A 13,836-nucleotide genomic window follows, 5' to 3' on the forward strand; every position below is an offset into this window, starting at 1 on the left:
GCGTTTTCACCCCCTTTTTAGATTCGTTACAGCAAAGCTTGTTTTAATAATACGAATAAAGTGCAAAGGCTCTTTATCATTGGGGGCTCTTTCACTTCTTAGGCGATTTAATTCGTTTAGTACTTCAGAATCGTTTAAGAAAGCTGATTTTTGCCCGTTTTGTATTGTGCCGTTTCCCCTGGGAGCGACAAGTAAATAAACAGTCAGTACTTGTTTTTCTTCATCTAGTGCAAATACACCATTTGCTAAATAAGAGAAACTATTGTATTCAAAGTTTTTATGTACATCGTTTTTGTCTGATACATTAAAACCGTAACTTATTCTTGTAAGTGTTGTTTTTTGTATGTCGTCTGCTTGGTCGTCCGCCTTGTAATATTCTTTCTGCAAATTGTAACGTTTTATTCCGGGATGTACGCTTGCTCTTTCAGAGACAGGAAGAAGATTTTGTCCGGCTAGGTCGTGTGAGAAAATCGAAAGTAAAGTAGAATCCACATCCGCTGTATTTCCATCCAATTCAAAATAGGAAGCATCCTGCACGGTGTTAAGAATAGTAGAAAGGAGGAAATCTGTTTCATTTTGCAACTCTGTTTCCACACGTGTTCGATCGTACAATGAAATGCTAGAAATATAATAAGAAGAAAGGGGCAGGATAATAGCGAGAAAAATAACCGTCGCCGTCAGCAATTCCACCAAACTGGCCCCTTTTTCATTTCGGGTAATATTAAATAGGTAATAAATGAATGCAAAGGGTTGAGGTGACATGTCTCAATCTCCTTTCTTTGGATTGGCAATAGCTGTATGAAGTGTGGCTAATATGGAATCTGCCCCTTCTTGCTTCACTGTAACTTGTATTGTATAGAGAGGTTCTAGTTTACTTATCACAATAACAGGTTCATAAGTGATTCCATTTAATGAAACGTTCGATAATGAAAATGGTTTATTCAATATTTCAGTCTCTTTTGCTGCAATCTCTTTATAACTCGATGTAGCAAGTAAGGTTGTACCAGATTCAATTAGTGTTCCATTCCCTGCCTTCCACTGTTCGGTAAACTGTCTTGCAATATTCATCGCTACTAGCTGAGAATCCTGACGCTTTATATTCGAAAAGCTGTTTACAAAATATACATTAAATAATAGAAGAGAAACAGAAAAAATTATGATAGCTGCTATCACCTCAATTAATGTGAATCCTTTTTCGTTAGATAGAATGCGCATATATGTTCACCGCCTTTTCTATATACATCTGATTTCATAAATTGACAAATGTTTATGGTGGGAGGTAAGAAAAAGACACGCTGGCCTTTCTTCTGCCGGATCGCAGGGCGTATCCACCCTCTTCTTTTTTCCGAATCTCCTCCTTCCAACCACATTCCCCTGTCAAACTATCAAGTGTAATTTATATGGAACTATTTTACCACTTATGACTCTTATTAAATAAGGAATATTTAATATTGAAATATATTTTACGTGTATTTAATAGGTCTTTTTTTCCTCTGTTGAATATTGTACTATTGTATTTGTACCTAAACCATAATAGGAATAAATAGGTGAGTTGGTGATTGAATGCTTGTTTCAGGCTTGCCAGGCTACTATCTTATATATTTTTTATTAACGCTGCTATTCTATATTATTTTAAGAAAAAAGACTCAAGCTATTAAATCCGTATTCATTTTTTTTGTTGGGTCTATAGTTATGGGGATCATTGCTCCGTTAGTGTTCCTATTGTTTGGCAACGGAATTGGATTTTTATTCATAGTTAGCAGTACGATAGCTCTTTGTGTTGGACTTTTCGTCTATAAACAGAAGAAAAACGTCTTGTTACATGAGCAAGAAGAGAGTGCAGAAGATGAAGACGAAATGGTGCAGGAGAAAAGTGAACAAGCAAACGTATTATCGCCAGCTGTACCTCATACAGAAGAGCCTGATACACGGGCGGAAGTCGATCGACTACTTATAGAATTGCTTAATCATGATGCGACATCTTCGGAACAAAAGAAGCCAATAGTGGAGAGTAAAGTATCTCAAGAGAATAAGCAGGATTTATTAACAACAGAAAATGAACTTCTAAAGCTTGATGATATTTTTAAAGAAGAATCTTCATATGAAAGTATTGATTGCCCCACTAAAATCGATCATCAGATGCAAGATGGGGGGGAAATATTACCCTCACCTAGAGCTGAAATGGAAAAGATACCTACAGATGAAAAACTGTACCTTCCTTTATCCAAAGAAAAAGAGGAATTAAAAAATGAGGAAGAAGAGTTTCCACAATATATTTTTGAAGAGAAGACAGAACAGGAATTAGATATTCCAGACATGAGAGATGAGCATATTTACACGCCTGAAGAGGAAGAAAATATGTATTATTCGGATCTGGAAGAGGTGCTGGCGGAAGAGGAAGGTCATAAAGACTATATGATACCAGCCTCTAACGCACTTGAAGAAGGAGAAAAAAATGAGGCAAAGCGTACCGTAGTGAAAGAAGAAACAGCATCCGCTATCAGTAAGGGTGATAGTATACCAGAATGGTCTTTTGCAAGTATAGAAGAAGACTTTTCAGAGTCGATTCACTCTATAGAGAAAGAGTTTTCCGATATAGAGGATGAAACAAATAAACACACTGAAGAGCAGACGCCATTGGAATGGGACCTAATCGGTGAAGAGCCACAACAGGTATCGGAAGAAGCACAAACTGGACTAAATAAAGAGATAAACTTTGTACCCGAAGACATTGCCATGGTACAGGAATACTTTTTGAAAGCTTCGTCCGCTTTAGAAAAAAACAATTATGAGGAAGCATTAATTAATTTACAGCAAGCGTTGGAATATAAAGTTCCTTTTGAAGCTCGAGCCATGCTTGTTGAAGATTATTTGTTTTTACTGAAAGAGATGGGCTTATACAAACGAGGAATTAGTGAGTTAGAGAATCTTCGTTCTTATATTATAGAAATAATGCCGAAAGGTGAACGTCGAGCTAAGGCGATCGAGGACGTTTCCAAGCAAATCTGTTATATCCAGATAGTTACTGAAATGCTGGAGCAGGAAGGAAAGCCTAATCTGCCTTGGTCTCTTATTCCGCATTTTATTATTGAACAGGCAGAGAAAAGGATGATTGAATAAAAAATGTCCTGTTTGCTAAACATCAGTAAATTAGATAAAAGGAGTCGGTTCAAGTGAGACAGAGTCAGCAGTTGATAGGTATGCCGATTATAAGCATTATGGACGGAAAAGAAATTGGAAAAGTAAAGAGCTTGTTGGTGAACCCGGAGTCTGGAAAGGTAGAATTCCTCGTTATTCATAATGAGCGCTGGACGCTTGGGGTAAAAGTGCTTCCATTCCGACAGGTGCAAGGGCTTGGTGATTATGCTGTTATGACGGAAAGTGAATCTGCTGTGATCGATTTATCAGAAGACACTCTGGCTAATGAATTAAAGACAAAGGGTGTGAGTATTATTGGTAACCGCGTAATTACTGCGGCAGGCCAATTTATTGGAGAGGTAGTTGAATATTATGTAAATGCTGAAAGCGGAAAAGTGGAAGGCTGTGTTATTGAAAAAGAATCCAATGATCAGCAAGTACTAAATGCTGAATTCATTATTACAATGGGGAAAGAAATTTTGATTGTGAAAAAAGAAAGCGTCGAAAACCTGATAAATAAATCTGAATTTGATCGCATGTCTGTTTCACAGGCAAATCAAGAGGAAGTAGATCGAGTGGACAAATCCCTGATTTTCTCGAAAGATACCGTAAATATTACAGGAAAGCGTGTGACAGCTGATATATATGATGAGAATGGTGATGTGATTGTACCAGAGGGTGAGGTCGTAACTGAAGATATAGTCGAACGTGTAAAGCGTATCGGAAGAAACAAACTTGTCGAGCTGACATTAAAAATTGCCGAATAGATAGAAACCGTAGACGGATATAGAAGGATGGCGGGAGAGGTGGTGGAGCAACGATGCTCCAGCGTATAAGCAGGACGCAATTTTTATCTGTTTTATTGCTTATGATAATACAGACTGTCGTTATTAGCGGTACAGCTCTTTATTTATCAGGTGCACTCAAAGAGCGAACACAACAGAAAAGCATGTATCAACAGACGGTAACAGTCGGCGGTATTAGTGTTGGCGGTCTCAATACAGAAGAGGCAGAGGCGAAAATCGAGAAGGTTCTAGGAGAGGTACAGAAAAAAGGTACACTGCAAATTATGATGGAAAAGCAGTCGTTTCCTATACCTTTAAAGGATATTCAAATTAAGTATAATGTACCAAGTTCGCTTCGCGAGGCACAGCGGACTTCGGAAGAATTAACAGGTGTATGGGGAATGTGGAAGAAATGGCGTGGAACGTCTCCGTCTCCGTATCTTCCTCTATATGTCACGTTTAACGAGGAAAAGCTGACAGCTATCATTAATGAAATCGCACGTAATGTAAACCGACCAGCTGAACCCGCCCGGGCAAGAGTAAGCGGCACGTCCATTTCCATATTACCCGAGAAAGCAGGCTATGTAGTAGACATTCCCGGAACCATAAGTGCGATTCGCGAACAGCTACAGGAGGAAGTTCAGATAAGTCGAGTCTCTCTCGTAGTCGAAAAGGATATTCCTCAGATTACAAAGGAAAGCTTAAAAGATATTAAAGTCATGCTTGCTGATTACAGCACACCTATAGCATCCACACCTAATCGTTTATTTAATGCGGAACAGGCGGCTAAATTACTCAATGGTGTTGTATTGCTGCCAAGTCAGACCTTTTCTTTTTTTGAGAAAGTAGGGCCATTTACAGAGGCAAAAGGTTATATTTCCACGAGCGTTCAAAATGATGAGGATGCGCAGGATGGGGTGATGGGTGGAGCGATTCAGGTTGCTTCTACCTTATACATTGCCGCAGCGAAAAGCGGGCTCTCTATTATAGAACGCCATAATAATGTTCGTCCCATAGCATCAATTCCGCTTGGATATGATGCGTTCGTACGGGATAAGGAGCTTGATTTGCGATTTGTTAATCGTTCAAAACAGCCTGTTTACATTTATGCGGAAGTAAAAGATACACAGCTACGGGTTGCACTGTTTGGTGCTAAGGCGATTGCAAACGGTAGTATTGAAGTGAAAGAAGAGAATAAAATAGCACCGGAAACGATTGTACGCAGTGATAAATCGTTAGGGCCAGGGCAGGAGAAAATTATTCGTCGTGGCAAGGAGGGTGTTCGGGTTAAAGTCTTTTTAACGCATTCTAATGAAGAAGGAGTACCAAAAAGAGAATTGCTTTCAGATGATTACTATAAACCTTTACATAATATTGTGGCGTTTGGTCCGATCCCTGAAAATATGAAAAATAAAGCCCAGCAGCAAACAACGAATCCCCCGGAAAGTGAGTCATCCGTTGCTTCGGAACCTTCACAGGATAAGGCTCCTAATTCTACGGATAAGCAGCAAGAGCAACCATCCAATCCTCAAAAGAAGAGGAATGTCTATATCTTTTAAGTATGGGGGGAAAAATGCATGGAAAAGAAACGGCTGGGAGATATATTAATTGAAACGGGTATTATTTCTGAAGTGCAATTAAAAGAAGCACTCGATGAACAGAAGAACTCAAAAATGAAGCTAGGGGATGTACTTCTTAGCAAAGGATTCATTAACGAACAACAGTTAATTGAGATTCTAGAATTTCAACTCGGCATTCCCCACGTAAGCCTGTACCGATATAAGCTTGATGCTTCTTTGTCCAGTATTCTCCCAGAGGATATTGCAAAACGTTATCTTGTCGTCCCGTTAAAGCGTGATGAGGAAAAGCTGACGGTTGCTATGGTAGATCCGCTTGATTATTTTGCAATTGATGAAATGCGTATTAGTACAGGATGCTCCATTGTTCCCGTCATCGCCACAAAAGAAGAAGTTCAGCGGGCGATTGCCCGTATGTACGGCATGCAAGGCTCAGTTAAAGAGTTAATGGATGACATGGCTCAGAAGGTTGCGGTAGAAGAGGAAAGCCTGCTGGCTGAGGATTCCCCGATTGTCCGTCTTGTATCCCAGATGTTTGAACAGGCTGTGCAACTGCGAGCAAGTGACATTCATATTGATCCACAGGAGGACGGCATTCGCATTCGTTACCGGATTGACGGCGTGATACGTACCGAGCGTATACTCCCCAGTCATATGAGCGGTATCCTTACAGCTCGCCTCAAGATTATGTCTAATCTTAACATTGCGGAGCGTCGTCTACCACAAGATGGGAGAATTGAGCTTCATATAGGCTTTAAAGATATCGATGTGCGTGTTTCCACGTTGCCTACCGTACATGGCGAGAAAATTGTCATGCGTTTACTGGATACTACGAATGCATTAATCGACTTGGAAAAGCTGGGTTTAACAAAGAGAAATCTTACGGCTTTTCGCGATTTAATCAGTAGACCAAACGGGATTTTACTTGTTACTGGTCCGACCGGTAGCGGGAAATCATCGACTTTGTATGCAGCACTTCATCACTTAAACGATGACTGTGTGAATATTATCACAGTTGAAGATCCCGTTGAATATCAATTGGAGGGCATTAATCAAGTACAAGTGAACTCAAACATTGGTATGACATTTGCTTCTGCTCTTCGTTCGATTTTACGGCAGGATCCCGATATCGTTATGGTAGGTGAAATTCGTGATACAGAGACAGCTGAAATCGCGATTCGGGCCGCTTTAACCGGACACCTTGTGCTTAGTACTTTGCACACGAATGATGCAGTCAGCAGTATAACCCGGTTAATTGATATGGGAATTCCTCCATTTTTAATAGCATCCTCAGTTAATGGAGTGCTGGCTCAACGGCTTGTGCGTAAACTATGCCCGCAATGTAAGCAAAGCTATACACCGAGGGAGGATGAAAAGGAGTTATTTACTAAAAGAGGATTGAAAATCGAACAATTGTGGCGTGGAACGGGATGTGGAAATTGTAATTCGACCGGATATCGTGGGAGAATGGCCATCCATGAAATTTTTCGTATGGACGATATACTGCAGCAGATGATTACGAAACAAATGCCGACTGCCGAATATAAGAAGTACGCCTTGCGTAACGGAATGATTTTATTGTTTGACGATGGTCTTTTAAAAGTAAAACAAGGGTTAACTACCATCGAAGAACTATACAGGATTTCCACCAGGGAGTAATAAATTTATTTTTGCGGGTGAGGAATAATGGCTGAACTTGATATTAATAAGCTGCTTCGTTATGCGTTTGAAAAAAGAGCTTCCGATCTTCATATTACCTCAGGGTCGGCGCCAATTTTTCGGCTTGATGGAGAATTGCGTCGTCTTGACGTGAGCCCGTTAATGCCACCAGATACGGAAGCGATTGCCAGGGAAGTAATGGGAGAAGAGCTTTTTCAGAGCTTTAAAGATGAGGGAGAGGCCGATTTTTCATATGGAATAGCAGGAGTTTCCCGTTTTCGGGTTAATGCCTATCATCAGCGTAAGAGTATTAGCCTGGTATTTCGGGTCATTCCAACAGAAATACCAACACTCGAAAAATTAAATATGCCGAAAATCCTTGAGAAGCTATGTCATAAGCCGCAAGGACTTGTGCTTGTTACAGGACCTACTGGTAGCGGGAAATCGACAACGCTTGCTGCAATGCTCGATTATATTAATCGTAATATGCGTAAGCATATTATTACATTAGAAGATCCAATTGAGTACTTGCATCGTCATAAGAGCTGTATTGTTAATCAGCGTGAAATAGGTTTTGACACAGTAGACTTTGCGACTGGACTACGGGCTTCCCTTCGGCAGGATCCAGACGTCATTCTGGTGGGTGAGATGCGTGATTTGGAGACGATTAGCACTGCCATTACAGCAGCGGAAACCGGGCACTTAGTTTTTGCTACCCTTCATACTCCGGATGCACCGCAAACGATTGACCGGATTATCGATGTGTTTCCTGGTCCTCAACAGCCGCAGATGCGCATCCAATTGGCCTCAGTGTTGCTTAGTGTCGTATCGCAGCGGTTGTTTCCGAAGGTTGGTGGCGGTCGGATTGCCGCAACGGAAATTCTTGTAAACACGCCAGCCGTCAGCAACTTAATTCGCATGGAGAAAGTACACCAAATCCGCAGCATTATGCAAACAGGACGCGAAATGGGCATGCATACGCTGGAGATGTCGATTAACGAATTGATTGCACAAGGTGCTCTCATGAAGGAAACGGTGAAGAACTACCTCAATGAAAAGGTGCTGGAATAGATGGCTACGTTCGCATATGAGGCGAGGGAGAGGAATGGTAAAAAGCAAAAAGGGATGATTGAGGCAGCTACCCAGAGCGCTGCAATTACTGAGCTAAAAAAACGTGGACTAATCGTACTTCGGGTAAAGGAAGAAAAGAAAACGGTTCTGCAGATGGAAATCCAGATCGGCAAGCCGATAAAACCTCAGGAATTTGTCGTTTTTCTCCGGCAATTTGCCACGCTTATTCGTGCAGGCGTAGGGTTGGTAGAAGCGGTGCATACGCTTGCTGCGCAGACCGAGAAAAAGCAGTTTAGAAAAGTGCTGGAAGAGATTGAAGCAGATATCCGTAATGGGATTCAGTTATCGGAAGCCGCCTCAAGGCATCCAAAAGTGTTTGAACCATTATTTATTAGTATGGTACGGGCTGGTGAAGCCTCCGGTAGTATGGAGATTATATTTGACAGGCTGGCCTTTTTCTATGAGAAATCGTACTACACGAAAGAGAAGGTAAAATCAGCGATGGCGTATCCGCTCATTATGCTTGTGCTGGCGGTTGGTGTTACGGTTTATTTGCTGACAAATGTAGTTCCTACATTTGTCAGTATGTTTCAAAGCTTAAATGCAGAGCTTCCTGTGATTACAAAACTGGTTTTGAATGTAAGTAATAGTATTACGTATTCTTGGTACATTTATATTATGTTGATGATGATTTCATGGGTAATTTTTCGTTTTTTTGTCACAACTGAATATGGACGAAAATTCCTAGATTATGCTAAACTAAAAATGCCTGTTTTCGGTAGATTATTCCAGAAGAGTTCGCTGGCGAGGATGAGTCGTACACTAAGCACATTGTTTGCGAGTTCCGTTCCCATTCTACAGGCATTAAGTATTGTAGAAAAAGTTGTAGACAATAAGGTGATAGGAAACACATTATCGAATGCGAGAGACAGTCTGCGACAGGGACAGCCGCTGTCTGAGCCGTTAAAGGGCTCCTGGGTATTCCCTCCTTTGGTTACACGCATGATTTCTATTGGGGAAGAGACGGGGGCATTGGAGACAATGCTGGATAAGATCGCCGATTTTTATGAAGCGGAAGTGGATAATCAGGTGGATAAGATCAAGGCGTTAATTGAGCCGATTATGATTGTCATACTTGCCGTTCTAATCGGGATAATTGTACTGGCAATTATGATTCCTATGTTTGATATGTATTCACATATTAAATAAAATTTGAGGGGGAGAGACACATGATTCTTCGTATGAAAAAAGTATTGAAGGAGCAGCGTGGTTTAACATTAATTGAACTGTTGGCCGTTGTTGTTATTTTAGGTATTATTGCAGCGATTGCCGTACCGGCGATCGGGAATATTATTGAGGGACAGAAGGAAAAAGCGCATAAAGCAAATGCAATTATGCTTTTAGATGCAGCGAAGCTATATTTTTTAGATAATCCAAACGAAGCTACAGGGGATAAAGCAGTCGACTTAGCCACACTTGCTGGCAAAATGCAGGGTGGTGGCGAAGCCAAAAAATATTTGGATGCCATACCGATTAATCCTGATACAAACGCAGCATATGCAGGAGGAAATGTTCAATATAATAAGGGAGATAATAAAGTAACTTTAGAAGGTGCTAAATTAGGTGGTAAAGAAATTAGTGGCTGGACAAGGCAAGAAGTTTTGAATGAGAAACAAGGTACACCTTAAAGCTATTAAAAAAGAGCAATATTTAAAAACTCCCAAGTATAATAACTTGGGGGTTTGTTTTTTAAGTCTTTATCTATATAAATTACACTTGATATTTTGACAGGATAGCGTGGTTGGAAGGAGGAGATTCGGAAAAAGAAGAGGTTGGATGTGCCCTGCGCTCCGGCAGAAGAAAGGCAAACGTGTCTTTTTCCGACCACTCCCGCCCACCGCCCTTTCTTCTTTTCTTCCCTCTCACCACAAGAATTTGTCGATTTATCAAATTAGATGTATATAAGAGGGTGCAATATGGATTCTATTAATCTAGCTGTTTTCTTTCTTTTTGGTCTCATCTTTGGCTCTTTCTTCAACGTCGTCGGACTGCGTATACCGGAGAAGCGATCTGTCATCACCCCGCCTTCACATTGTCCGAAATGTGGAAAACAGCTTACACCAATTGACTTAATACCGGTGCTTTCCTACTTGTTCATAGGTGGAAAATGCCGTCAATGTAAAGCGGGCATTTCGCCGGTATATCCGATTATGGAATTTATAACCGGTTCTCTTTTTGCAGCTACGTATTACATATACGGCTTTACAGCGGAGATGTGGATGACACTGCTCTTCGTCTCCTTATTGGTTATTATTACGGTCTCTGATCTAGCGTATCGTATCATTCCAGACAAAGTATTATTGCCGTTCTTCATTACGTTTCTTATTGCACGCTTCTTTATTCATCCACATGAGACCTATGTATCGCATCTTATCGGTATGGTGCTTGGTTTTAGTATCTTTTTTGGGATTGCTCTTATTTCCCGGGGGGGAATGGGGGGAGGGGACATTAAGCTGTTTACTGTCGTTGGTTTGTTTTTAGGTTATCCCCTTCTTTTTGTGACGATTCTTTTTTCTACGTTTCTAGGAACATTGTATGGTATTCTAGTAATGATAATTCATGGTTCAGGACGAAAGACCGAGGTGCCGTTTGGCCCGTTCATTGCGGTAGCCGCCATGTTAGCTGTATATAAGGGATATGATATTATCTCCTGGTATTTTAATCGTTTCTTCTAAATTACATTTGATATTTTGACAGGGTAGCGTGGTTGGAGGTAGGAGGCTCGGAAAAAAGAAGAGGGTGGATGCGCCCTGCGCTCCAGCAGAAGAAAGGCCAGTGTGTCTTTTTCTAGTCTCTGATTTTCTCCGTCTTTTCTTACCTCCTACCACAAAAATTTGTCGATTTATTAAACCAGATGTATATAGTTAGGCATAATGTCATAAAGTTGCCTAATGTTAGAAGATGACGATGAACTTCTTTCGATAGAATACATAATGAACAGGATTTTAGGATGAGAAGGAGTCCCAAGATGAAAGTAACATTACAAGATATGAAACTTCCCTCTTTTTCATTTAAGTTGCCACGTTTGAAGAGTATGCCGTTTCTTAAACGAAAGAAATCCGGATATATTGGTATCACACTGGAGGATATAGGACTCCGCTATGCAGAAGTTCGTCATAGCCTCTATAGTATCGAAGTGAAGCAGGCAGGTTTGATTGAAATTGAAAGCGGTCTGGTAGAACGAGGAAAGATTATTGATGAAGGTCCATTGGAAATTCGGTTAGCCGACGGGAGTAAAAGAGAGGAACTGAAAGGAAAGCGAGCTGTTATTTCTATTCCCAGCTCCTCATTGTTTATTCGTAAGTTGCTGATTCCACCCGTACCGGAAAAAGAAGTGCGGATGTTGCTTGAAGTGGAGTTGGAGACAACTGTTCATGTGCCGTTTGCACGACCATATTTCGATTATTATAAGCTTGGAAGCATAGTGGAAAACGAAGATGAGGAACCACAAGACCAATATTTAGTTGTGGCAGCACCAGGAGATTTGATCGATCAGTATATGGACTTGTTTGATTTCCTGCAAATTGAGCTGGTGGCAGCGGAAATAGAGCCGCTCGCCTTGTATCGTATGCTTGAAAATTACGCGGAAGTAACGGAAGAGGATTTTATGATTGTTCAGCTTGGAATGCATAGTGTGAATGTCTCCTTTTTTAAAGGTGAGATTCCAGAGTTTGTCCGTAACATTCCTATTGACTTAACAAGTTATAATATTTCGCTGAATGAGAGGAACTTACAGTCTGCTTCTTTGTTTCAATATATGAAAGATAGAGGAGTTTTTGAAGGCTTTGCACGCGATTTGATGCGTGAATTAGAACGGGTGCTTACTTTCTATGAGTTTACTATAAAGAATGATGGGACGCGTGTACAGAAGATTTATCTGACCGGAGACTTTCCAAATACAGAAAGAATGATGGAAATCCTTCAGCAGAATGTTGAGCATGCTGAAGTGACAAGATTTCCGACTGAATATATTAACCATTCGTGGTCCAATCCGGATGAAGTTCATGCTTACACGGTGCCAGTCGGTCTATCAATGAGGGATTAAAGCGATGATAGATATTAATCTTTTACCCCAAAAGAAAAGACGAGTTACCGGTACAATTATTGTATATGCGGCTATTGCTGTATTATGGCTGGTCGGTACCTGCTATATGGGGCTGCTGTATGTTTCAGGTAAGCAGGAGACTGCAAGTATGCAAGCGCAAATTACGGAAATGGATAAAAAGCTGAATACCCAGAAAGGTCAACAGCAGACTGAAACTGTATCTGTGGACAGCTATCTGGAACTCTCTGATAGGCTGCAGCATTTGTTTTATCCAACGTCCCTTCTACTAGATGAGTTGGCTAAGCAACTGCCGGAACAGGGAAAGCTACTGTCGGTCTCTTATAATATGGACGGAAAAGTAGAAATCGAGGGCCGCTTTGAGCAGTATGAAGACATTGCTGCGTATTTGTATAATGTACAGCGGCTACCACGTGTAGTAAAAGCCAATATAAAGAGCATTAATGCAATTAAAATTGAATGGGAAGGACAAAAGGATGAGAATGATAATCCACTGTCTCCTTCATTGCAAATTGTTGGCGGTGAAATCCTGCCCCATTATCTGGCAAAGTTTGAAATGGTGACAAGGACTCTGGATGAGAAAAAAATTCGTGGCAAGCTTTCGGTGACTTCCGGCAATACGGCTGAAGAAAGAAAGAAGGAGTAGAAAATGGACGAAAAACAACGGCAATATGTATTGCTTGGCCTGGCTATTCTTTTTCTTCTATTGGCTGTATTCTACTATTTATATTTGACACCAGTGTTAGAAAAAAAGCAGGAAACACAAATACAGCTTGAGCAGAAAAAGGCAGAGCTTGCTATCGTAAATCAGAAACAAACCGTGAAGGATTCACGACCACCGCAGGAGAAGCTGCGTCAAATTGCTGAGTTGTTCCCTGTTAAATCGTACGACGACCAATTAGTTAAAGATTTTGGAGAATTACAGTCGATAAGCAATATTTCGATTGAAAGTGCTACCTTTGAAGAAAAAAAAGAAATGAAGACCACAGAGTTAGCCAAAGAGATTGTTTCGGATAAAGCTTCGGAAAACCCGCCAACATCTGTAGAGACACAGGGGAAGGTGGCGGGAATTACGCGTGCGGACCTTGAGAAGTATTTACCTACAAGTTCGGTACGCAGCGTGCAGATTAAGCTGGGTGTTAAAGGTGATTATAAAGACATTTATGCATTCGTTACTGAGATTCAACAAATGTCCCGCTATTTGCGTGTGGACAAGCTTTCTTTTAATCAAAAGGAAAAAAGTGATTTTAAAATTCCAAAGGATCCAAGGTTAGAGGCCAGTCTGGAATTAACTGGTTATTACGCACCGCAGTATGCTTCCTTGCTGGACAAGCTACCGCCAGTGAGCGTTGAACCGCCGTCCGGCAAGTGGGATCCAACCCAATATCCGGTTATAAAAAAAGAAGATGTGCAAACAAAGAATAACACACAACCACCTTCCACCCCTTAGCGGTGAAAGGTGGTTTTTTTATGGATCAGAAAG

General features: G+C 40.9%; 15 protein-coding genes. 12 read left to right on the forward strand and 3 right to left on the reverse strand.

Features of this window, described 5'->3' with window-relative positions:
* Window positions 1-6 precede the first annotated feature (6 nt).
* Entirely contained in the window at window positions 7-690 is a 684-nt protein-coding gene (locus AF333_RS05895) for a hypothetical protein (protein ID WP_139189003.1), read from the reverse strand.
* A gap of 75 nt (window positions 691-765) precedes the next feature.
* Entirely contained in the window at window positions 766-1,215 is a 450-nt protein-coding gene (locus AF333_RS05900; protein ID WP_052520290.1) for a type IV pilus modification PilV family protein, read from the reverse strand.
* 54 nt (window positions 1,216-1,269) lie between these two features.
* On the opposite strand from AF333_RS05900, the gene AF333_RS36675 reads away from it, so the two are divergent.
* The 8 genes from AF333_RS36675 (at window position 1,270) to AF333_RS05935 (ending at window position 9,918) form a co-directional block, all read left to right on the forward strand.
* Window positions 1,270-1,395, forward strand: coding sequence for a hypothetical protein (locus tag AF333_RS36675; RefSeq protein ID WP_268753603.1), 126 nt, complete (start codon window positions 1,270-1,272; stop codon window positions 1,393-1,395).
* 420 nt (window positions 1,396-1,815) lie between these two features.
* A complete protein-coding gene (locus AF333_RS05905) occupies window positions 1,816-3,120 on the forward strand; it encodes a hypothetical protein (RefSeq protein WP_141391406.1) in 1,305 nt (434 codons plus the stop codon).
* 53 nt (window positions 3,121-3,173) lie between these two features.
* Window positions 3,174-3,905: a PRC-barrel domain-containing protein gene (locus AF333_RS05910; RefSeq protein WP_043067323.1), complete on the forward strand. Its 732-nt coding sequence runs from the start codon at window positions 3,174-3,176 to the stop codon at window positions 3,903-3,905.
* A gap of 53 nt (window positions 3,906-3,958) precedes the next feature.
* Window positions 3,959-5,482 (forward strand): VanW family protein, encoded by a 1,524-nt coding sequence (locus AF333_RS05915; RefSeq protein ID WP_043067324.1) that lies wholly within the window; start codon window positions 3,959-3,961, stop codon window positions 5,480-5,482.
* Between the two features lie 18 nt (window positions 5,483-5,500).
* Window positions 5,501-7,159 (forward strand): type II secretion system ATPase GspE, encoded by a 1,659-nt coding sequence (gspE, locus tag AF333_RS05920; protein WP_043067325.1) that lies wholly within the window; start codon window positions 5,501-5,503, stop codon window positions 7,157-7,159.
* A gap of 27 nt (window positions 7,160-7,186) precedes the next feature.
* Window positions 7,187-8,230 (forward strand): type IV pilus twitching motility protein PilT, encoded by a 1,044-nt coding sequence (locus tag AF333_RS05925; protein ID WP_043067326.1) that lies wholly within the window; start codon window positions 7,187-7,189, stop codon window positions 8,228-8,230.
* Window positions 8,231-9,439 carry a type II secretion system F family protein gene (locus AF333_RS05930; RefSeq protein WP_053432662.1) on the forward strand — a complete coding sequence of 403 codons (1,209 nt, stop codon included), beginning with the start codon at window positions 8,231-8,233 and terminating at the stop codon, window positions 9,437-9,439.
* Window positions 9,440-9,459: 20 nt separating this feature from the next.
* The gene (locus tag AF333_RS05935; protein ID WP_052812234.1) at window positions 9,460-9,918 is read left to right on the forward strand and encodes a type II secretion system protein; all 459 of its coding nucleotides are present in this window, start codon (window positions 9,460-9,462) and stop codon (window positions 9,916-9,918) included.
* 82 nt (window positions 9,919-10,000) lie between these two features.
* Here the strand turns inward: AF333_RS05935 and AF333_RS34750 are convergent, their stop codons facing one another.
* Window positions 10,001-10,180, reverse strand: coding sequence for a hypothetical protein (locus tag AF333_RS34750; protein ID WP_235496170.1), 180 nt, complete (start codon window positions 10,178-10,180; stop codon window positions 10,001-10,003).
* 26 nt (window positions 10,181-10,206) lie between these two features.
* Between AF333_RS34750 and AF333_RS05940 the strand changes: the two genes are divergently transcribed.
* From AF333_RS05940 to pilO, 4 genes are all read left to right on the forward strand, one after another.
* Window positions 10,207-10,965 carry a prepilin peptidase gene (locus AF333_RS05940; protein WP_043067328.1) on the forward strand — a complete coding sequence of 253 codons (759 nt, stop codon included), beginning with the start codon at window positions 10,207-10,209 and terminating at the stop codon, window positions 10,963-10,965.
* A gap of 293 nt (window positions 10,966-11,258) precedes the next feature.
* A complete protein-coding gene (gene pilM / locus AF333_RS05945) occupies window positions 11,259-12,335 on the forward strand; it encodes a type IV pilus biogenesis protein PilM (protein WP_052520292.1) in 1,077 nt (358 codons plus the stop codon).
* 4 nt (window positions 12,336-12,339) lie between these two features.
* On the forward strand, window positions 12,340-12,999 hold the full coding sequence (locus AF333_RS05950) for a PilN domain-containing protein (protein ID WP_043067329.1): 660 nt from the start codon (window positions 12,340-12,342) through the stop codon (window positions 12,997-12,999).
* A gap of 3 nt (window positions 13,000-13,002) precedes the next feature.
* Window positions 13,003-13,803, forward strand: a complete 801-nt coding sequence (gene pilO / locus AF333_RS05955) for a type 4a pilus biogenesis protein PilO (protein WP_043067330.1) — start codon at window positions 13,003-13,005, stop codon at window positions 13,801-13,803.
* Window positions 13,804-13,836 lie beyond the last annotated feature (33 nt).

The organism is Aneurinibacillus migulanus, from assembly GCF_001274715.1.
GTDB lineage: Bacteria > Bacillota > Bacilli > Aneurinibacillales > Aneurinibacillaceae > Aneurinibacillus > Aneurinibacillus migulanus.

What these genes read in the sequence shown, in the direction of transcription:
- AF333_RS36675 (WP_268753603.1), top strand. Translation starts at nt 1,270, where the DNA reads ATGGTGGGAGGTAAGAAAAAGACACGCTGGCCTTTCTTCTGCCGGATC.
- AF333_RS05900 (WP_052520290.1), bottom strand. Translation starts at nt 1,215, where the DNA reads ATGCGCATTCTATCTAACGAAAAAGGATTCACATTAATTGAGGTGATA.
- AF333_RS05950 (WP_043067329.1), top strand. Translation starts at nt 12,340, where the DNA reads ATGATAGATATTAATCTTTTACCCCAAAAGAAAAGACGAGTTACCGGT.
- AF333_RS05925 (WP_043067326.1), top strand. Translation starts at nt 7,187, where the DNA reads ATGGCTGAACTTGATATTAATAAGCTGCTTCGTTATGCGTTTGAAAAA.
- gspE (WP_043067325.1), top strand. Translation starts at nt 5,501, where the DNA reads ATGGAAAAGAAACGGCTGGGAGATATATTAATTGAAACGGGTATTATT.
- AF333_RS05930 (WP_053432662.1), top strand. Translation starts at nt 8,231, where the DNA reads ATGGCTACGTTCGCATATGAGGCGAGGGAGAGGAATGGTAAAAAGCAA.
- pilM (WP_052520292.1), top strand. Translation starts at nt 11,259, where the DNA reads ATGAAAGTAACATTACAAGATATGAAACTTCCCTCTTTTTCATTTAAG.
- AF333_RS05935 (WP_052812234.1), top strand. Translation starts at nt 9,460, where the DNA reads ATGATTCTTCGTATGAAAAAAGTATTGAAGGAGCAGCGTGGTTTAACA.
- AF333_RS05940 (WP_043067328.1), top strand. Translation starts at nt 10,207, where the DNA reads ATGGATTCTATTAATCTAGCTGTTTTCTTTCTTTTTGGTCTCATCTTT.
- pilO (WP_043067330.1), top strand. Translation starts at nt 13,003, where the DNA reads ATGGACGAAAAACAACGGCAATATGTATTGCTTGGCCTGGCTATTCTT.
- AF333_RS05915 (WP_043067324.1), top strand. Translation starts at nt 3,959, where the DNA reads ATGCTCCAGCGTATAAGCAGGACGCAATTTTTATCTGTTTTATTGCTT.